The following is a 19,658-nucleotide window of genomic DNA, read 5'->3' on the forward strand; positions in this document are numbered from 1 at the left end:
CACTGCAGTGAGTGCGGCGGCTCACCGGAACGCGTCCACGATGAAGACCGCCGCAGAGGGGGACTCCAGGATGGCGGTTCCCGGCTTGGACTCGGGCCTCTTGCGCAGTTGCCCCTTTCCGAGCCGGGCCACCGCGCAGATGGGCACCTTGTCGCCTTCCAGGGGATGGGCTTCGTAGTACCGGATGACAACTTGGGGGCCGTCCGTCCAGACGCGCCCATACAAACGGGCCGGAGAGCTGAGCGTACCGAGTTCCTCCTCCAGAATGCTCTCGATTGGTCCCTCGTAGAGGGTAATGGGCCTCGTACTCATCTGGTTCGCATCGAGCGAGATCCAGGCCGAGTCCCCGACGCCCATTCGCAGGTACCGCATCACCTCGAGTGCTTTCGCCGGGCACTCTTCCGCAACCGGGGTTCCATCCGACCGCAGCGCCACATTGCCCGGGAACGGGGACGGAGTTGTGGCACAACCCGCCGACGTCAGAAGCACGAGGAAGGAGAAGAGGAATGCCTCTGTCCTGGGCATCATGGGCATCCCTCGCTCCTACTCCTGCACCAGCCGGGGATCCAGCGAAACGGTCAACTGCTGGAGCCCATCGTCGCGGAAGATTTCCAGGACGAGGCGCTCCATGCCCGTCTCCGAAACAAACGCGCTCTTGTCCACCACGACGGCGACACTTCCCGACGCCCCCGAGACGATCTCCGCCCGGTTCATGCGAAGCGCGAACTGCCGGGCCGTGCGGGAGGTCTGGTCGGAGGACACACGAGCCTCCTTGAGCATCCATGGCTTGTCGCGGAACGTGTTCGAGAGGTGGACCACGACCGCCGCCTTGCCGTTTCCCTTCCCCGCGAAGATCTCGACCTTCATGCCCATGTCCCCGTCGCCGAGCTCATAGACGTCCTTCCGCTTGAAAGGCACCTGCTTCACCTCGCCATTGGCCAGCAGGGTGGCGTAGGCGTGGTCGATCGAGTTCTCCTCCTTCTGGTAGCGCTCGACCTGCTCGCGCAGCTCCCGCTCGCTCTGGAGCGCGCGGTACAGGGAGGCGACCACCGCGTCATAGTCCTCACGGCTCGCGAACACGTTGACCTGCTGGTCCACCTCGCGGTTTTCATAGAACTGCTCATGGGACGTCACGATGAACGGCAGCTCCGTCCCATCCGTGAGCGTCACCCGGAGCAGGAACTGGTTGTCTGGGGTGAGGTCGCGCAGGGGATAGAGCAACACCCACCTGCCAGCGCACACCACGGGCTCGAAGTGCCCCTCCCACCCCAGCATCGTCGTGCGCTCGGGGTCACAGGGTTTCTCCAGGCGCAGCAGGGTCGCGATCCTTCCGCCCACATATACCCGGGGCGCCTCGCTCCTCGGGTGCTCCGAGAGGATGAGAGCTCGCTCGATGGGCTCGCGCACCTTGGCCACGGCCACGGCCGCAGCGAGGACGAGGAGCAGGGTAGACCGCAGAAGTAGGTGTTTGCGCATGAGGAGAGCTAACCTAACAGGACAGGTGGCGCACAACCAGTCCACAGGCATGGACCGTGGCCAGAAGGCCATCCCCGCTGGACGCCGGGCCCGTCTCGCACGGCGCGTCTCGGAATCCGGGCGGACTTGCAAGCCTTTGTCATACTCCGTAATATTCTCGTCATCTTTCGAAATGCCTCGGGGCCTAGACTCCAGTGCCAGGCTCCAAGAATCCAAGACTCAAAGACAGACAATCGACCCAGGGGATGAATAGCCCCATCTCCCCTCGGGAACTGTCGCAAAAAAAGACACCTTCCGAGGCACGGTCATTCCGTCTGGAATCAAAGACTTGCGCGGAGGGGCTGCAAAGTCTGTGTACATTCATGGGGAGTCCTGCTGAGACATCCACGCTCCAGTGAACTCACGGAGCATGTGGATGAAGGCCGGAAATCCAAGGCCTTAGGGGTTGGCTCGCCTCCTGCAATCTGTCCCAGCGTCCAACGGCACCCCCGCCGTCAGCTGGACAGGAAGGTACCCCCCCGTGATTCGTACGCGTTTCCTTGCTGCTGCATTGTTCGCGCTCCCCCTCGCTGCTTGCGAGACCGACCCCTCCCAGACTCCCGAAGGCGCCCAGAAGTACGACGAGGCCTCCGACTCGCTCGGTGACGTCCAGGCCGCGCTCGCCGCGCTGCCCTCCGCCCACGTGGCCGGCGCCGATGAGAAGGGCCTCCCCTTCATGCTCACCGGCAACCTGGGCACCGCCGGCCAGGGCCTCGCCGTAAACCAGGCGCTGCCCTCCATCGCCGCCGCGTTCCGCCTGGAGGCCGCCGACCTCATCGTCAAGCGCTCGCGCGTGGACGAGCAGGGCACCACCCACATCCGCTACGGCCAGACGAAGAACGGCCTGCCGGTGGTGAACGAGGAGCTCGTCTTCCACGTGGACTCCAACGGCATCATCACCGCCGTCAACGGCACCGCGCGCGACGGTGAGATCGTCTCCTCCAAGGCGACCATCTCCCCCGAGGCCGCCGTGATCTCCGCCCTCGACGCCACCACGGGCCGCCACCTCGCCTCCGAGGGCTCGCGCCTGGTGTACGTGCGCTCCAACCAGGACGGGAAGCTGAAGCTGGCCTACGAGGTGACGGTGACGGGCGAGGGCGCCGACCTGCCCATCCGCGACCTCGTCTACGTGAGCGCGAAGGACGGCTCGCTGGTGCAGCGCAATTCGAAGGTCCACAGCGCGCTCAACCGCAAGGTGTACTCGGCCAACAACGGCTCCTCCACGCCGGGCACGCTCAAGCGCAGCGAGGGCGGCGCCGCCACGGGTGACGCGCACGTCGACGGCAACTACGACAAGCTGGGCGGCACGTACGACTGCTACAAGAACAACTTCAACCGCGACTCGTTCGACAACGCGGGCGCCGCGCTCATCAGCACGGTGCACTACAGCAGCAACTACGTGAACGCCTACTGGGACGGCACCCAGATGGTGTACGGCGATGGCGACGGCGTGAACTCGGGCATGCTCGGCCTGTCCGCGGACGTGACCACGCACGAGCTCACCCACGCGGTGACCGAGTACGAGTCCAACCTCACCTACTCGGGTGAGTCCGGCGGCCTCAACGAGGCGATGAGCGACATCTTCGGCGCCTACTGCGAGAGCTACGCCTCGGGCACCTGGGCCACCACCAACGCGGTGTTCATGGTCGGCGACGACATCTGGACGCCTGCCACCGCGAACGACGCGCTCCGCTACATGTACGACCCGGCCAAGGATGGCGCCTCGCTCGACTACTGGACGAGCAGCAGCGGCAGCGTGGACGTGCACTACAGCTCGGGCATTGCCAACCTGGCCTTCACGCTGCTCTCCAAGGGTGGCCTGCACCCGCGCAGCAAGAGCACCATCAACGTGACGGGCATCGGCGTGCAGAAGGCGGGCGCCGTCTTCTACAAGGCCAACGCGGACTACATGACGGCCTCCACCACCTTCGCCCAGGCGAAGGCGTACACGGTGCAGGCGGCCACGGCGCTGGGCTACACCACGGCGGAGATCGCGTCCGTGACGGCGGCCTGGGAAGCGGTGGGCGTGGGCCTGCCGATCGTCTCCTCCCCGCTGACCAACGGTGTGTCCAAGACGGGCCTGTCGGGCAGCACGAGCTCGCAGACGTACTACTACCTGGACGTCCCGGCCAGCAAGGCGTCCACGTTCGCCATCAGCGGCGGCTCGGGTGACGCGGACCTGTACGTGAAGGCCGGCACCGAGCCCACCACCTCGTCGTACGACTGCCGTCCGTACAAGAGCGGCAACGCCGAGTCGTGCAGCATCGCCGCGAAGACGGCGGCCACCCGCATCTTCGTGATGCTGCGCGCCTACAGCACCTACTCCGGCGTCACGCTCAAGGGCTCCTACTGAGCACCCTGACGCAGAGCCCGCTGTGAGCTGAACGGACCCCTGGGAGGCAACGCCTCCCGGGGGTTTCGTTTTCCCGTCAGTAACAGATACCGGTCGGGATGTACCGGCACATGCCGTCCATCGCGCAGACGTCCGTGGTGCACGCCTTCCCATCGTTGCACTTGCTGCGGTCGAAACCGTCGTTGGGACAGGTGATGCTGTTGCCCGTGCACGTCTCCGCCACGTCGCACTCTCCCTTCGCCGCGCGGCAGACGTAACCCGCGGGTTGAAACTTGTTCACCGGGCACGCCGAGCTCACGCCGTCACACGTCTCGGCCGCGTCGCAGGCGCCCGCCGAGGCATTGCACACCGTCCCCGCCGCCACCTTGCGGTCCGCCGGACACGCGAGACCCTGGCCATCGCACCGCTCCTCGACATCGCACGTGCCCCGCGAGGGCCGGCAGACGACGTCGTTGCCGACGCGCTTGTCCGACGGACAGACGCCGTAGGTGCACACCTCCTCCTGGTCGCACACGCCCGCCGCCGCACGGCACGTCTTGTTCTGACAGTCCGGGTCCGCGCAGTCCACGAGCCCATCGCAGTCGTCGTCCCTGCCATCCCCACACACCCGCTCGGTGCTCCCTCCCGGGCAGTTGCACGTGGAGCCCCCGCACACCTTGCCCGTGGTGCCACAGGAGCGCGTGTTGCAATCCGGGTCCGCGCAGTCCACGAGCCCGTCGCAGTCATCGTCCTTGCCGTCGCCACACGTCAGCTCGACGGAGCCTCCCGGGCACACGCAGCTCGCGCCTCCACAGACCTTCCCATTGGCGCCGCAGGACTTCGCGTTGCAGTCCGGGTCCGCGCAATCCGAGAGCCCATCGCAATCATTGTCCTGCCCGTCGGTGCACCGGCTCTCAGCCTGCTCCGTCTTCGCGCACACGCAGGTCCCCGTCCCCGTGTCACACCGGGGCGTCGAGCCTCCGCACTGTCCATCCTCCACGCAACCCACGCACGTGCGCCGCGACGCATCGCACACGCCGGAGCAACTCTCACAGGCCTGTCCGCCCTTGCCGCAGGACGCGTCGGCCGTGCCCGGCATGCACGTGTTCCCCTGACAGCAGCCCTCCGCGCACGAGCCCGAATCACAGACGCACTGGCCGCTCACGCAGCGCTGTCCCCGCTCGCACGTCTCGCAACGGCCCCACGTCCCATCCGCCCCGCAGGTCTGCACTCCCGCGCACCCCTCCTCGCAGGAGCGCTTTGCCCCCACCGTGCACACTTCCCCAGCCTCCGGTGCCTCGGAGCACACGCCCTCGACGCACACCTCACCGCTGGGACACTCCCAACCTTCCTCGGGTGCGCATCGCATCCCGCTGGCCCGCTCGACCGGCCCACAGCCCATGGCCATGCACACCAGCCACACGCATCCCCACCACCACAGCCCCGGGCGCGAACCCAGACTGCCCACAACTTCTCCCACTCCTCGACCCATGACGATGACTCCCCCAACACTGGCACCTGGCCAGAGAACGGTTCGGGGAGCCGCTCAAAGCAACCGGCCTGCCATCGTCATCCACCGAGTGCGAACATGCTCCTCCTGCATCCCCCAGGCGAGACCGTCGTCCCGCTGGAGCGACCGCTCGCGAAGGTCACCGGCTCGCTGAAGCCCGCTGCATCCAGAGCTGGCCCAACTCGAGTGGCACCGCGTCGAAGGGCTCGGCACGCACCGACTCCTCGCCCACGTGTGTCGCGGTGAGCACCCAGCCCGACGACTCGCGCCGGTAGACCTCCAGGGTGCATGCGAGCGGGTCGATGAGCCACGCGTGCGCCACACCCTCGCGACGGTAGATGGGCAGCTTGCGCTTGCGGTCGATGGTGACCGTCGAGGGCGAGAGCACCTCGCACACCCAGTCCGGAGCGAGCGTCGTGAAGGGCTCTTCCGGGGCGGGGAGCTTCGGCATGCGCTCGCGGCGCCACCCAGCGAGGTCCGGCACGAGGATGTCCCGGCCGAGGTGCAGCTCCGGCTCATCGAAAATCCACCACCCACCCGGACCTCCCTCCCCAAGGGCGAAGCGAGGGATCAGCCTCGCCCCCAACATGGAGGCGACATAAGAGTGCCCCATGGCCGGGCTCGGCGAGGCCACCAGCTCGTCCTCCAGAATCTCTCCCACCCACCCGACCGGCAGGGCCTCGATGTCCTCGTAGGTCGCCGGCTTCTTCCCATGTCCCATCGCCATGCCTCCTGGTTGTCCGGCGGAGCTCGGACTCCGCCGTTACCTCTCCAGTCTATCCACCCGCCTGACATCTCAGGTAGGGTGGGGTTTCCTGGCGTGACAGGCAACGTTCCAGGGCATCCGACCGCCGGGGTACCCTGCCCCGCGCCGCCTGCATGGGAGACATGGGAATGAGCGACACACCGGAATGGGACGGAGGCAAGCTGGGGCCGTACTTCGTCGGCAAGCGTCACCGGGGCACTGGCATGGGGCTCGGGCGTCTCTACCAGGCCCACAACTCCGAGACGGGTGCCCCCGCCGTGGTGCTCATGCCCGGGCATCCCGGCGACTGGCGTCCGCTCGGCGGCTGGACCGTGCGCGCCACGAGCGAGGCCGTCCCTCCGTTCCTCGCGCTGGAGGTGGAACACGCGCCTCGGGAAGATCCGCGGGCCCTCCAGGAGCTGACCATGCTCCTCCAGCGGCTCGGCACCGCGATGGCGCGCCTCGAGGACCGGCCGGACTCCTATGCCCATCTCACCGGCCAACCCCGATTGCCGGAACCGAAGCACCCGGCACCTCGTCGCCGCGGATTGCTCACGGGGGCCGCGTCCTTCGCGATGGCCGCGGTTGCGGCCGCCGGAGTGCTCCTCTGGCCCCAGCCACCCGAGCCCACCGAAACGAAGCAATCTCACGCCCTCGCCGAAGCGGCCATCAAGGAGTCCTTCATCTTCGTCGACATGGAGGACGGCAACCTGCCCGTCATCGGCTACCCCATGCCGGATGGACCCATCAAGGGGCAGCGGAAGCCTCCGTGCGAGCTGCCCTCAGTGGAGCTCCGTAGCGGATGCTGGGTGCAGCTCGCGCACAAGCCGCCCTGCCCCAGGAGCACGGCCGAGCACGAGGGCAAGTGCTACATGCCCGTGAGCGAGAAGAAGCCAGAGCCTCGCGCGCTCCTGCCCTGAGCAGACTCCAGCACTGGAAGAGATGAAGCAGCACCTTCGCTGATTTGTCGGAGGCGCCCGACAGAATGGGAGTCACCCATCGGAGGCGCTGATGACGTCCATGCTGCTGGTGCTACTGCTCCTCGCCTCAACTCCTGAGCCCGAGTTACCGGAGCAGTTGCACCGACGCCGGGCCGCCCGTGTGGAGGTGAGGGCGGCGGGCCCGGACAGCGCGGAAAGAGAGTTGCGGCAGAGAGCCCTTGCGACCCAATTGGCGTTTCGCAGTGCCATTCGCGAAGTGTCAGGCTCCACCCGCCGCATCTCCGGTGAGCTCGCCCAACTCAAGGCCAGTGACCGGGGCCTCGCCAGCGCAAACGGTGTCTTCCTCCGCTACGCCGACTACGGCACCGCGCAACTGCGGTGGATTGACGCCCGGCTCGCCGCCGCCACCCGGCTGGCCAACGCCGCTTCGGAGGTGGAGGACCCGGACATGCAACTCGGCCTGCTGCGCCTCGCCGGCCCACGGCTGGAAGCCGCCATGATGGGCTCGCTCCTGCTCGCCGTCTGGCTCGACTTCCTCAACCTCGCCGACGTCGCGCTCAGACAACACCTCTACTCCGTGGAGACGCTCTTCGCGGACATGCGGCGCTGGCAGGAGATGCTCGCGCCGGCGATGAGGGCGCTCTCCTCCCAGGAGCACGGACAGATGGAGGCCGCGGCGCAAGACGTGCCCCCGCTGGTGGGCCACCTCACGGACGAATTCGCGGCCACCGTGGAGAGAATGCGCGTGGGGGCGGAAAACCTCCAGAAGGTGATGGTGCTCAAGGATGCCATCGAGACCGTCACCCTGCTCTCGGCGATGAGGTTCTCGCTGCCCTCGGTGCCACCATCCGCTCCCGCCCTGGTCGGTATTGGACTCTCGGTAGGCGGCGACGGCGTGATGATGGGCACGCGCATTGTCGTGTCCGCCGAGTGGGTGGAGAGGATGCGCCAGTTGGTACGCGCGGGCGTCCTCTCCCCGCCCATCGTCAGCGCCGCCGTGCGGATTCAGGCGGGCCAGGTGATGCTGGCGCAGGCGCACGGCGAGCTGCCTCGGGGCGTACGTGCGGCGCTGGGCGATGGGCCCGAGGTGGGGGCCATGCACGAGACGGGCAAAGCAGGAGCTGGCATGGCCGAGCCACCGCGACACCATGTCATGCCGAAAGAGTTCCGCGAATGGTTCGAGAAACGTGGCTTCACCGGCGAGATGGACATTGACGAGTTCTGCGTCGAGTTGGAGCAGGCGCACCACGAGGCCATTCACGGCGGTGGCGACTGGAAGCTGGGGCGCACATGGCCGGGTGAATGGAACCGGATGCTCATGGAGGCGCTGTACGAGGCGGAGGCCGAAGTTGGCCGTATGTTGACGCGTAACGAGGTCTTGGAGATCGTCACGGAGCGGATGAAGCGGTACTACATTCCGATGAATTTCATCCCCTGGAGAGGAGGGCCATGAGCGACGGACATCCCTGGCAGGGCAACTGGGTGGCTCGCTTGTATGAGCGGGTCCGCGAGCGCGGCTACGATTCGCTCACCGCCTTCGCCGAGGCGCGCCCTACCGCTTCGCTGGTGGACCTGGCCGAAGAGATTGGCACGAACGACATTGCCGGAGTGCAGGTGTTCCAAGGACTGGTGGCTGAAGCGGAACGGAGCCATCAGGTCACACGTCTCGTGCGCGGGCAGTTCGTACGCGAACTGTACGAATCTCTCCCCGACGGCTGGCCGGCCGTGCTGGACGACACCAACCGCTTCAAGATTGCCAAGGCACTCGGTTCGTGGACTGCCTTCACTCCAGAAACGCATAAAGAGCGTGTCAAGCAGGTCAGGGCAGCACTCCGCGCCACGCCACCGCCCCCCGGCTGGCGCCCACTCGGCCCCGACGACGAACTCCTGCGCATGCTCCTGCCCGACGAGGAAGTCTGAGCCTCCCCTGCTCCTCCATCGACATGGAGGACGACGCCCCGTCTATCATCGGCTACGACCTACCACACGGTCTGCCTCCGGTGGTCAGTAGCCGTCCGGCAACCGAGCGCATGTCTGGGGTCCGCCGCTTCTATTCTCCCGACCCTTTCTGCTCCCTCCTCTTCCGTCTTGCATGGAGCCTCTCGACAATCGAGAAGGGGAACATGGCTCGGTGATTGATGTTCCGGTAGTACACCGCCAGATAGTGCTCCCCACCAATCTGAATGATGGTCTGAGTTGGTGGCTCAGCCTGATTGTTGAACCATGCGTTCGCCTCGTCACGAGTATTGAACGCAGCCACCGCCGGAGGGAGGCCGTCTTTCGTCATCTCCTCGATGTGGTATTCAAGCTCGGGGTCCGGGACGAGCGAGCGACGGCTACGGTCACGAGAAGACAGGACGACGTGGTACTCGTCAGCAATCAACACAAGCGCCAGATCAGGTGGCGCAGGTTGTGCAGCGAGCCAGGCTTCCGCCTCGCCCCGCGTGCTGAAGGAGGCGATCACTCCCTCGGGGGCAGTGGACTTGACCTCCTTACGATAACTCTCGAACTCATACGACTGGCCATTTCTCCAGATGAACCAGAGCGCATCGATGGCGAGGTGCAATAACTCCTTTTCCTCCGGAGACCGTGCCTGTTCACGATTCTTCCCGAGGAGTTCCTGCGCTTCGATAATCTGGTTGAAAATCGTCACAGTGCCACCACCGCAATGTAGGGCTCGCAGACAACTTCCGATGAAGCCAGAGCTGCCGCCGGAATCAATGCGGTGATGAGGGCATCACAAGTGACGTATAAACGCGACAGCCCATGGTCATCCCCGGCAAATCCTCACATTTATGACACAGTAGTACTAGCCGAACGAGGGCCCGGCCTCCGCCCGTCAGACGATGGCGGCCAGCGGCTCGGGCCCGGCGTCGAGCACCTCGCGCAGCCGCCGCAGGCCCCGCTCCAACTGAGCGCGCGTGCGCGGCGAGCCGATGCACACCCGCACCGCTGGAGGCACCGGCCCCGTCCCCGTGGTGAACAGCTCCGCCGACGTCACCGACACCCCGTTGCGCCGCGCCTGCGCCACGAACTCCTCGCTGCGCCGGCCCTCCGGCAGCCCCAGCCACAAGTGGTAGAGCGGGGCCATCGCCGCCTTCGGCAGCTCGCGCCCGAGCACCGCCCTCATCAACGCCAGCCGCTCGCCCACCTCCTGCCGCTGGCGCACCACCAGCTCGTCCGCCGTGCCGTCCTCCACCCAGCGCGCCAACACCTCCGCCATCAGCGGCGTCGTCATCAGCGAGGCCAGCCCCACCTCCTCCGCCAGCCGCTCGCCCCGCGCCCGCGCCGGCGCCACCAGGTAGCCAATCCGCAGCCCCGGCGTGAGCAGCTTGGACACCCCGGCGATGAAGTAGCTGGACTCCGGCAGGAAGGTGGACAGCGGCGGCGGCCGCGTCTCCGGCAGCAGCCCGTACGAGTCGTCCTCCAGCACCAGCACCCCGTACTTGCGCGCCACCTCCGCGATCCGCTGGCGCCGCTCCGCCGGCTGCACCGCCCCCGTCGGGTTGTGGCACGTGGGCTGGGTGTAGAGCAGCTTCGCCCCCACCCGGCACGCCGCCTCGAAGGACTCGGGCACCAGCCCCTGCGCGTCCATGGCCACGCCCTGCAGCCGCAACTGGAAGCGCCGCGCCAGCACCTTCACCCCCGGGTAGGTGAGCGCCTCGGTGACGAGCGTGTCGCCCGGCTTGGTGAGCGCCGCCATCGCCACCTCCATGGCGTGCTGTCCACCCGCGCACACCACCACCTGCTCCGGCCTCGCCTGCAGTCCGAAGCGCGCGGCCCACGCCGCCCCCGCGACGCGGTGCGCCGTGGTGCCCGCGGCCGGTTGGTAGGCCAGCAGCTCCGCCAGCCTCGGAGTCCGCCCCAGCTCCTCCAGCGAACGGCGCAGCGCCTGGCTGGCCGGGTCCCCCTCAGGGGTGGCGGGAGCGTTGATGCCCAGCTCCACCGGCGCGTCGTCGCGCTCCAGGTCCACCGGCTTGGGCATATGCGCGGCCACCTCGCGGTCCCTCACGTATGTGCCGCGCCCCACCTCCCCGCTCACCAGGCCCCGCTTCATCGCCTCCGCGTAGGCCCGCGTCACCGTCCCCACCGTGACGCCCACCCGCTCGGCCAGTTCCCGGTGCGTGGGCAGTCGGGTGCCGGGCGCTAGACGCCCCGCGTCAATGTCTTCCGCGAGCGCATCCGCGATGGCCCTGTACAGCGGCCCGTTGCGTCCCCGGAGCTCCGGCATCCAACTTGTCATGGTGACAATCGATACACTTGACGGAGTAGAGCTGCCCACGTAACTGATTGTCTCGATTCCACCTGGGATTGTCACCATGATTCCAGGGGAAGCGCGAGCCACTGGGGCAGCCCGAGCCCTGGACGGAAGGTAGCCCGTCCCCTCAGCACGAGGAGTCGAAGCATGTTGCCCATCGAGGTCCAGCGCGCCCCCACCCTGAAGACCAAGCCCTCTTCCGAGGGGCTCGGCTTCGGCAAGTACTTCACCGACCACATGTTCCGGATGGACTACGCCCCGGACCGCGGTTGGCACCAGGCGCGGATTCTGCCGCATGGGCCGATGGGGCTGGACCCCGGCGCGGCGGTGCTGCACTACGCGCAGGCGGTGTTCGACGGCTCGAAGGTGTTCCGCGGCAAGGACGGGCAGCTGCGCGCCTTCCGGATAACGGACCACTGCAAGCGGCTGCACGCGAGCGCCGAGCGGCTGGCCATGGCGCCGGTGCCGCCCGAGCTGGCGCGCGAGGCCATCGAGGCGCTGGTGCGAGTGGAGGCTGACTGGGTACCGAGCGGCCCGGGCACGGCGCTGTACGTGCGGCCGACGCTGATCGCCTCGGAGGCGTTCCTCGGGGTGCGGCCGGCGGACAAGTACATCTTCTTCGTCATCCTCAGCCCGGTGGGCAGCTACTTCGCGGGCGGTGCCGAGCCGGTGCGCATCTGGGTGGAGCAGCAGCACACGCGCGCGGCGCCCGGTGGACTGGGTGGCGCGAAGGCGGCGGCCAACTACGCGGCGGGCCTGCAGGCCTCGGTGGAGGCCAAGAAGCGCGGCTACGCGCAGGTGCTGTGGCTGGACGCGCTCGAGCACCGGTACATCGAGGAGGTGGGCACGATGAACCTCTTCGTGCGCATCGGGGATGAGCTCATCACCCCGCCGCTGGACGGCACGTTCCTGCCGGGCATCACCCGAGAGAGCGTGCTGACGCTGCTGCGCGACTGGGGCATGAAGGTGAGCGAGCGCAAGCTGTCCATCGACGAGCTGCGCGAGGCGCACCAGAAGGGCGAGCTGCGCGAGGTGTTCGGCACGGGCACGGCGGCGGTGATCTCGCCGGTGGGCGCGCTGGGCTTCCAGGAGGGCCAGCTGGTGATCGGCGACGGCAAGGTGGGCGAGGTGTCCAAGCGCCTGTACGACACCGTCACCGGCATCCAGTACGGCACGCAGCCGGACCGTCACGGCTGGATGACGATCATCAAGTAGTCAGGGGTCCGAAGTGTGGTGTGGACCCGGGGAGGCGAGTGCCCCCGGGTCCTTTTCCGAGGTACGAGGTAGAGACTCCCACGCGAGAGGTCTCCCGATGGAACCGAGGAATCCCGAGTACGCCCAGCAGGTCGAGGAGCTCTTCCGCCAGGCGGCGTTCGTGATGGACGTGGGCTACGAGCTGGTCAGCGTGAAGCCCGGACGGGTGGAGACGCGGCTGGTGGTGAAGCCCCGGCACCTGCAGCAGAACGGTGTCATCCACATGGGCGTGCAGGCGACGATGGCGGACCACACGGGAGGCTCGGCGGCGGGCACGCTGATCTCCGCGGAGCAGATGGTGCTCACCACGGGCTTCACCATGAACCTGCTGCAGGCGGCGGTGGGCGAGGAGCTGCGGTGCGTCGCCCAGGTGCTGCGCGCCGGGCGCACGCTGTCGGTGGTGGAGTCGGAGGTGTTCGCCGTGACTCGGGGCGAGGAGAAGCTCGTCTCGAAGGCCACGGTGACGCTGGCGGTGCTGGCCCGCCAGCGCTGAGCGCCCCGGGGACGCGCCGCGCGGGTTCTGCTATGGCGCGCGGTATGACCACGGATGTGCTGCTGGAGACGCGCGGGCCGGTGGGCCTGGTGACGCTCAACCGACCGAAGGCGCTCAACGCGCTCGACCTGGGGATGATTCGCGCGCTGCACCCGGCGCTCGAGGCCTGGGCGAGGGACCCCGCGGTGAAGGCGGTGGTGATTCGCGGTGCCGGTGGCCGGGCCTTCTGCGCCGGAGGGGACGTGCGCGCCGTGGCCCTGTCGATGGGCACGCCCAACCCGGAGCCGCTCTCGCGTGCATTCTTCTACGAGGAGTACCGGCTCAACCACCTCATCCACCATTTTCCCAAGCCGTACGTGGCGCTCGTGGACGGCATCAGCATGGGCGGAGGGCTCGGGCTGTCCGCGCACGGCTCACACCGCGTCGTCACCGAGCGGCTCGTCCTGGCCATGCCGGAGACAGCCATTGGACTGTTCCCCGACGTGGGTGGCGGCTGGTTCCTCCCGCGCTTCCCAGGCGAGGCGGGCACGTACCTGGGCCTCACCGGGATGCGGTGCAATGCCGCGGATGCGCTGTGGCTCGGGTACGGCACACAGCATGTGCCGCACGACCAGCTGGAGGCCGTGGTGGAGGCGCTCGCGGCGGCGGATTGGAGCTCGGGGGATGCGCGCGCGGTGGCCACGCGGGTGTTGAATGGCTTTGCCACCGAGCCCGGCCCCTCGCCCCTGAAGGCGCATGCGGAGGCCATCGACCGGTGCTTCGCGAAGGACAGCGTGGAGGAGATTCTGGCGGCGCTGGAGGCCGAGGGCTCGCCGTGGGCGAACGAGACGCGCGCCACGCTGGGTCGCATGTCCCCCACGAGCCTGAAGGTGACGCTGCGCCAGCTTCGGCTGTGCTGGGGGCGGCCCTATGACGAGGTCGTCACCGTGGAGTACCGGCTGAGCCAGCACGTCACCGCGCTGCCGGACTTCCGCGAGGGCATCCGCGCAGTGCTGGTGGACAAGGACAACCGGCCCACGTGGAACCCGCCCACGCTCGCCGAGGTACGTGACGCGAACGTGGAGGCGTGCTTCGCACCGCTCGGAGAGAGGGACCTGGTGGTGCCGTAGCGGGCCGCTGGGAAAGGGACCTGCGTCAGGGCTTCCTGGCGAGCAGGTCTCGTAGGCTCTCTGGGACCATGCCACCGCGTAGCTGCTGGGTCTCGACCGCGGTTCGAATGCCCTTCAGCGTCGCTAGCGACTCGAGGAACGGAATGGCCTCGGTCCACATGAACTCCGCAATGAGAGCTTCACGTTTCTCCGGGCTCATGGCCGTGTCCACGAAGTTCAACGCTTGCTCCAGCGCCTTGGCCTTCTCGGTCCGTAGGCTTGGCGCTCACACGGAAGTCAGTTGAAGGCTTCACTATCTCGACATGCTCGCCATCCGCGAAACGGGGCGAGCATCCCGCTTGAAGGCCCCACCAAGAAAGCATCGCGCAGGACGGGCCATATGATGGACCAGAACTCAACCAGATTCCGGTGCCAGCCACTCGAACCCCTCAATTTCGGGAAGGGCCTTCGCCAACCCTTCTTCAAGCAAGCTCTCCACTGGAAAGGCATTTCCACTTCTTATGATATTGCCTATGTGAGGTGTCTTGAAGACCCTCTTCTTTCGCACCTTGGCCGCTTCGGTGGCGCCGTAGAGATCGCCAAGTTTCTGAAAGAACTTTTCAAAACAAGCGTCTGAGTATCCCTGAATCCAAACAGACGCCTCCGTGGCCTCTTGCAGGTCATGAACCGCCTTGGCCATCCCCTCCAACATCTCTGTGAAAAGAGGATTGTCTCCCTTGCCCTTCTTCTTCTTCAATCCCTCAACGTCGTCACTGCAAATGGGCGTCTTCTCCAGGAACAAGACCTCGTCTCTCAAACAGCGCACGTCATGAGCGAGAACGAGGCGGGTCCAGGAACCGCTTGACCCTTCGGGGTGGAAGTACCGGCCCATCCACAGCCCAGCCTCGTTGCGGTCTCCGCGTTCCTTCTTCCCGGGATTGTGACCGACAACAATCCACTTGATCCGGAACTTCTCCTTCGCATCGCGAAACCGGTCCAGGTCCTTGTTCCAGACAATCTCAATTTCGGGGTGTTTCTGACGCGACTCCCCCGTCCACCGATTGAAGTCCGCGTACAACTTATCCAAGAGTTCATGCAGAGGATTCGCCACTCAAAGTTCTCCAGGCTGCTCACTGACAGTGGAAGTCAGTCGTAAGATAGGCGACACGCGGGGACGCGGTCGCGCGGATTGAACAGGCACCCTCACCCCGCCCCTCTCCCGGAGGGAGAGGGAATGGCGCGCAGCTTCGCGTCCAGTTGCTCCACCAGCACGGTCTCGCGCTCCGCTCCCGTGGGCACTCCCCGGTAGCGCGCCTCGCGGTAGTGCGCGAGGAACTCCGCCGCCACCTCCGCCACCTCGTCCCCCTTCGCCGCGCGCAGCCTCGACAGTAGCTCGTCGTCCGTCTCCGAGGGCTTCGGCACCAGGCCCGCCCTCTTCTTGAGCGTCTTGAGGTAGCGCGCGTACACCGCCGCCAGCCGCACGTCCCTCGTCCCCATCGCCTCGCGCTGCTCTTTCTTCCGCTCGCCCTTCTTCCCCACGCGCAGCCGCCACAGCAGCACCCCCGCTGCCAGCACTCCGAACACCGGCGAGCCCACCAACGCCTTCGCCTGCGCCAACGGCTGGTAGCGCAGCCCCGCCCCCACCTCGCGCAGGAACGTCCCCACCGCCCCCACCATGTTCCCGAAGAAGCCCTTCTTCTCCTGCGTCAGCCCGAGCGCATCGTCCCGGCTCCTCCACGGCGTTGGATCAAACGCCACGAAGCGCCCCTCGTCCGCGAGGAACACCTCCACCCAGGCGTGTGCGTCCCGCTCGCGCACCAGCGTGGCCCCCGTGAGCGGATTGTTGTCCTCCGGTGCGAAGCCCCCCACCACCCGCGCAGGCACGTCCACCGTGCGCAGCAGCGCCGCCATCGCGCTCGCGAAGTACGTGCAGTACGCCGCTCGCTTCTCCCGCACCATCACCGCCAGCGGGCTCCCCTCTCCCCTCAGGTCCACGTACAGCGAGTACTCGAAGTGGTCGTGGAAGTACGCCTCCAGCGCCCGAGCCTTCTCGCGCGGCGTGCTCGCCTTCCGCGTCAGCTCCTCCGCCAGCGGGCGCAGCTCCTCGCGCAGCTCCTCCGGCAATGCGGTGAGTCCGTCCCCGGGGGCCTCCTCCGGCAGCAGGTGCTCCTGCTCGCCCGTGCGCAGCGCCAGCGTGGTGCCCTCCAGCTCCTCCGCCTTCAACACCCAGCCGCCCCGCACCTCCGGCCGCACGCCCTCCACCGCTCGCGTCCCCGCCGGCGCCGGCAGCCACGCCCCCAGAGGCGATAGCACCGTCAGTGCCAGCGTCCGCTCCTTCTCCGCCCCTGCCGAGGGCAACTCCAGCCGCTGCTCCGCCAGCTCCTTCGACGTCGTCCACCGCGAGCCGTCGAATACGTCGAACACCCGCGTCCTCAGTCGCGCGGGCGCCGCACCGGAGAGCACCAGCAGCGGGCGCTCGGAGCCTCGTGGCTTGCGCTCCAGGCTGCGCAGGTCCACCTGAGACTGGAACTCCGAGCCAGCGCCGGCATTGGTGCCGCTCGTCATCCGGTACACCGCGTCCATCAGCACGCCCTCGCTGGCCCAGATGGTCCGCGTCAGCCCCAGCGACAGTCCCAGCACCAGCACCACGAAGACGCCGAAGCCCACCGCGGCCCGCGGGCCCGTGCGCCCCAGCCCTCCCTCGAGGAAGGCCACCAGCAGCACGCTCAGCACCAGCCCGCCCAGCACCCACCCCACCGCCTGCATCTCCCGCACGCGCATGCTCAGCGCCACCAGCAGGCACGCATACGTCCACGCGAAGTACCGGTTGCGCCCCAGCGCGCACAGCACGGAGAGCCCCACCAGCGCTCCGCACAGCGGGCCGAAGATGTTGGGTGGAAAGGGCGCCGTCGGCGGCTCGCTCACCCAGAGCATCCCCGCCCCCGCCGCGACCCCCACCGCTCCCGCGATGAGCAGCCGCGCTGGTGAGTAGGACACCCGCACGCCCGACACTCCCGCCCACACGAGCCCCACCATCACCGGCGCGCACAACAGCCACCGCCCGTGCGCCACCGCGTGCACCACCAGCGCCGCGAAGACTGGCAACAGCTCGACGAGCCGGCCGTACCGGGAGACGTTGTCCGAGGGCTCGCTCATGACAGCTCCACCACCTCTTCCGGCGCCAGGCCCACCGGCGCTCGGTCCGGCCTCACGGAGAGCACCCGCACCGCCACCCCGTGCGCCTTGAGCTTCTCCACCAGCGCCGCCCGCGAGGGCTCCCAGTCCATCACCACGAAGATGACCGCCGACAGCTGGCTCGCCTCGGGCAGCAGCGCCGCCTCCAGCGCCTCCAGGTTCAACCGCTCGCCCGACTCGATGGCCGCGAGGATTTCGAGGATGTGCTCGAAGTGCGCCAGCGCTCGCCCCGCCTGGAAGTGGAACACCTGCGGGCCGGCGGCGAACAGGTCGATGATGTACTCCTGGCGAGCCAGCACATCCGCCATGCCCGCGGCCAGCGAGAGCGCCTTCTCCAGCAGCGCATCCTCCTTCGTCGAGCGCGACTGCACGTCCAGCACCATCGCCAGCCGGACGAAGAACTCCTCCTGGAACTCCTTCACCACCAGCCGGCCGGTGCGCGCGAAGGACGGCCAGTGGATGTCTCGCGTCCGGTCCCCGTCATGCCAGTCCCGAGTGCCGAAGAACTCCGTGGACTCGCCCACCTGCGAGGCCACCGAGATGCCTCCGGGCTGGTAGTTGCGCCCGTGCGGCACCTCCAGGGACTCGAGTGGGGTGAAGCGCGGGTAGACCAGCAGCCGGTCCTTCGTAGGCGAGCGCCTCGGGCTCTTCACCAGCGCCGAGGGGAAGAGGCTCGCGGCCTGGAGCGCCCCCAGCGCGTAGACACCACGCGTGGTGCACTTGAGGCGCAGCGTCACCTCCGTGCGCTCACCGGGAGCCAGGGAGTCGATGATGGGGGGCTCGCCCACCGGCCGGAGCTCGGAAGGCAGCAGGCGCTCCTCGACCGCGATGTGACGCACGGTGCGCCGGCCCGTGTTCTCCACGCGCACGCGGTAGGTGAGCGTGTCTCCCGCGGACACCGGCGGCGGGAACAGGCGCGTGAGTGAGACGCGCGGGCGGAAGGGCAGACCCACCACGGCGGCCGCGGCCAGCGAGCACACAGCGAAGGAGAAGAAGAGGATGAGCGGTGCCACGAGCCCGCCCAGCAGCAGGAAGCCCGCCGCCAGCGCCGACCACAGCACCACGCGGCCCACGGGAGTGAGCAGCCCGTGGTACCGGTCCTGGAGGAAACGGATGAATCCGTGGTCCTCGGGCGGCATCAGGAAGGACCAGCGGCGACGGCGAGCCATGCGCGGTCTCTCCTCCCTACCGCGGCACCGACACGGCGCCCACCAGGTCCTTCGTCAGCGCCCGCTTGTCCGCTCCCGCGTACCGGGCCCTCGTGTCCAGCACCAGTCTGTGTGCCAACACCGGCACCGCCAGCACCTTCAGGTCCTCCGGCAGCACGTAGTCCCGCCCCTGCATCAGCGCCCTCGCCCTCGCCATCCTCCCGTACAGCAGAGCCCCTCGCGTCGACACTCCCAGTCGGATGCTCGGGTTGCTTCGCGTTGCCTGGACAATCCGCAAGAGGTAGTCCGCCACCGACTCCTCCAGCTTCACTTCCTGCACCTGCCGCTGCAGCTCCACCACCTCCTCCACCGTGCACACCGCCTTCATCCCCTCCAGCGGCGGCGGACCCGAGCGCGTCATCAGCAGCGTCCGCTCCTCCCCCTCCGGCAGGTACCCCAGCGACAGCTGCACCGCGAACCGGTCCAGCGACGCCTCCGGCAACGGGTACGTCCCGTGGAACTCCACCGGGTTCTGCGTCGCAATGCACAGAAACGGCGGCGCCAGCACGTGCGTCTGCCCGTCCACCGTCACCTGCCCCTCGCTCAGCGCCTCCAGCAGCGCCGACTGCGTCCTCGGCGACGCGCGGTTGATCTCATCCGCGATCAACACGTTGGCAAAGAGCGGCCCCGCTCGGAACCGGAAGCTCCCCTCCTGCGGGTTGAAGATGGATGCTCCGACAATGTCCGTGGGCAACAGGTCCGGCGTGAACTGCACCCGCTTGAAGTTGCCTCCAATGCTCAACGCCAGTGCCTTGGCCAGCGTCGTCTTCCCCGTGCCCGGCACGTCCTCCAGCAGCACGTGCCCCCCCGCCGCCACCGAGCACAGCACCAGCTCCAGTGACTCGCGCTTGCCGCGGATGACGCGCTCCAGGTTGTCGACCAGCCGGGACACCAGCGCGCGCACCACGGACGCACGCTCCGTGACAGGAACCTTCACAGGAGAAGAGGACATTCTGGGCACGCAGCGTACCAGCACCGCCCCCAGATAGGCTCCCCCCACCCCCAAGGCCTCCCCCGCCTCTGTCCGCAGCGTGCTCCCCCTCCTGCGGCACAACCCGGACTACCGCCGGCTCTTCTCCGCCACCGTCGTCTCCCTGCTCGGCGACTGGTTCGCCTAAG

18 protein-coding genes are annotated in these 19,658 nt (G+C 67.8%); 7 read left to right on the top strand and 11 right to left on the bottom strand.

From position 1 onward, the window contains the following. Positions 1 to 21: 21 nt before the first annotated feature. Both OV287_RS53430 and OV287_RS53435 read right to left on the bottom strand, forming a co-directional pair. On the bottom strand, positions 22 to 528 hold the full coding sequence (locus OV287_RS53430; RefSeq protein WP_267541806.1) for a hypothetical protein: 507 nt from the start codon (positions 526 to 528) through the stop codon (positions 22 to 24). A 15-nt stretch (positions 529 to 543) separates the two neighbouring features. Next, a complete protein-coding gene (locus tag OV287_RS53435) occupies positions 544 to 1,476 on the bottom strand; it encodes a DUF2381 family protein (RefSeq protein ID WP_267541807.1) in 933 nt (310 codons plus the stop codon). Positions 1,477 to 1,996: 520 nt separating this feature from the next. Between OV287_RS53435 and OV287_RS53440 the strand changes: the two genes are divergently transcribed. Continuing rightward, on the top strand, positions 1,997 to 3,868 hold the full coding sequence (locus tag OV287_RS53440; RefSeq protein ID WP_267541808.1) for a M4 family metallopeptidase: 1,872 nt from the start codon (positions 1,997 to 1,999) through the stop codon (positions 3,866 to 3,868). A gap of 76 nt (positions 3,869 to 3,944) precedes the next feature. Here the strand turns inward: OV287_RS53440 and OV287_RS53445 are convergent, their stop codons facing one another. Further along, positions 3,945 to 4,946: a hypothetical protein gene (locus tag OV287_RS53445; protein WP_267541809.1), complete on the bottom strand. Its 1,002-nt coding sequence runs from the start codon at positions 4,944 to 4,946 to the stop codon at positions 3,945 to 3,947. A 550-nt stretch (positions 4,947 to 5,496) separates the two neighbouring features. After that, positions 5,497 to 6,078 (bottom strand): Uma2 family endonuclease, encoded by a 582-nt coding sequence (locus OV287_RS53450; protein WP_267542598.1) that lies wholly within the window; start codon positions 6,076 to 6,078, stop codon positions 5,497 to 5,499. A gap of 173 nt (positions 6,079 to 6,251) precedes the next feature. Here OV287_RS53450 and OV287_RS53455 point away from each other — a divergent pair, with 173 nt between their 5' ends. The 3 genes from OV287_RS53455 (at position 6,252) to OV287_RS53465 (ending at position 8,963) form a co-directional block, all read left to right on the top strand. Then, positions 6,252 to 7,022: a protein kinase gene (locus OV287_RS53455; protein ID WP_267541810.1), complete on the top strand. Its 771-nt coding sequence runs from the start codon at positions 6,252 to 6,254 to the stop codon at positions 7,020 to 7,022. Positions 7,023 to 7,113: 91 nt separating this feature from the next. Beyond that, complete coding sequence (locus OV287_RS53460; protein WP_267541811.1) at positions 7,114 to 8,496, top strand: DUF2380 domain-containing protein; 1,383 nt, start codon at positions 7,114 to 7,116, stop codon at positions 8,494 to 8,496. Then, positions 8,493 to 8,963 (top strand): NUDIX hydrolase, encoded by a 471-nt coding sequence (locus OV287_RS53465; RefSeq protein ID WP_267541812.1) that lies wholly within the window; start codon positions 8,493 to 8,495, stop codon positions 8,961 to 8,963. The genes OV287_RS53460 and OV287_RS53465 overlap by 4 nt, the downstream gene beginning before the upstream one ends. A gap of 130 nt (positions 8,964 to 9,093) precedes the next feature. Here OV287_RS53465 and OV287_RS53470 read toward each other — a convergent pair whose 3' ends face one another. Together OV287_RS53470 and OV287_RS53475 are read right to left on the bottom strand one after the other, a co-directional pair. After that, on the bottom strand, positions 9,094 to 9,696 hold the full coding sequence (locus OV287_RS53470; RefSeq protein ID WP_267541813.1) for a head protein: 603 nt from the start codon (positions 9,694 to 9,696) through the stop codon (positions 9,094 to 9,096). A gap of 186 nt (positions 9,697 to 9,882) precedes the next feature. Further along, positions 9,883 to 11,286 carry an aminotransferase-like domain-containing protein gene (locus tag OV287_RS53475; protein WP_267541814.1) on the bottom strand — a complete coding sequence of 468 codons (1,404 nt, stop codon included), beginning with the start codon at positions 11,284 to 11,286 and terminating at the stop codon, positions 9,883 to 9,885. Positions 11,287 to 11,448: 162 nt separating this feature from the next. Here OV287_RS53475 and OV287_RS53480 point away from each other — a divergent pair, with 162 nt between their 5' ends. The 3 genes from OV287_RS53480 (at position 11,449) to OV287_RS53490 (ending at position 14,157) form a co-directional block, all read left to right on the top strand. Beyond that, complete coding sequence (locus tag OV287_RS53480; RefSeq protein WP_267541815.1) at positions 11,449 to 12,516, top strand: branched-chain amino acid aminotransferase; 1,068 nt, start codon at positions 11,449 to 11,451, stop codon at positions 12,514 to 12,516. 97 nt (positions 12,517 to 12,613) lie between these two features. Beyond that, the gene (locus OV287_RS53485) at positions 12,614 to 13,048 is read left to right on the top strand and encodes a PaaI family thioesterase (protein ID WP_267541816.1); all 435 of its coding nucleotides are present in this window, start codon (positions 12,614 to 12,616) and stop codon (positions 13,046 to 13,048) included. Between the two features lie 44 nt (positions 13,049 to 13,092). Continuing rightward, complete coding sequence (locus OV287_RS53490; protein WP_267541817.1) at positions 13,093 to 14,157, top strand: enoyl-CoA hydratase/isomerase family protein; 1,065 nt, start codon at positions 13,093 to 13,095, stop codon at positions 14,155 to 14,157. Between the two features lie 25 nt (positions 14,158 to 14,182). On the opposite strand, the gene OV287_RS53495 is transcribed toward OV287_RS53490, so the two are convergent. The 5 genes from OV287_RS53495 to OV287_RS53515 form a co-directional block, all read right to left on the bottom strand. Next, a complete protein-coding gene (locus OV287_RS53495; protein ID WP_267541818.1) occupies positions 14,183 to 14,377 on the bottom strand; it encodes a hypothetical protein in 195 nt (64 codons plus the stop codon). Between the two features lie 174 nt (positions 14,378 to 14,551). Continuing rightward, positions 14,552 to 15,247: a hypothetical protein gene (locus tag OV287_RS53500; protein WP_267541819.1), complete on the bottom strand. Its 696-nt coding sequence runs from the start codon at positions 15,245 to 15,247 to the stop codon at positions 14,552 to 14,554. A gap of 92 nt (positions 15,248 to 15,339) precedes the next feature. Continuing rightward, the gene (locus OV287_RS53505; RefSeq protein WP_267541820.1) at positions 15,340 to 17,292 is read right to left on the bottom strand and encodes a transglutaminase domain-containing protein; all 1,953 of its coding nucleotides are present in this window, start codon (positions 17,290 to 17,292) and stop codon (positions 15,340 to 15,342) included. Continuing rightward, complete coding sequence (locus OV287_RS53510) at positions 17,289 to 18,500, bottom strand: DUF58 domain-containing protein (RefSeq protein ID WP_267541821.1); 1,212 nt, start codon at positions 18,498 to 18,500, stop codon at positions 17,289 to 17,291. The genes OV287_RS53505 and OV287_RS53510 overlap by 4 nt, the downstream gene beginning before the upstream one ends. Positions 18,501 to 18,516: 16 nt before the next feature. Further along, the gene (locus OV287_RS53515; RefSeq protein WP_267541822.1) at positions 18,517 to 19,491 is read right to left on the bottom strand and encodes an AAA family ATPase; all 975 of its coding nucleotides are present in this window, start codon (positions 19,489 to 19,491) and stop codon (positions 18,517 to 18,519) included. Between the last annotated feature and the right edge of the window lie 167 nt (positions 19,492 to 19,658).

The organism is Archangium lansingense (assembly GCF_026626635.1).
Taxonomy (GTDB): Bacteria; Myxococcota; Myxococcia; order Myxococcales; family Myxococcaceae; genus Archangium; species Archangium lansingense.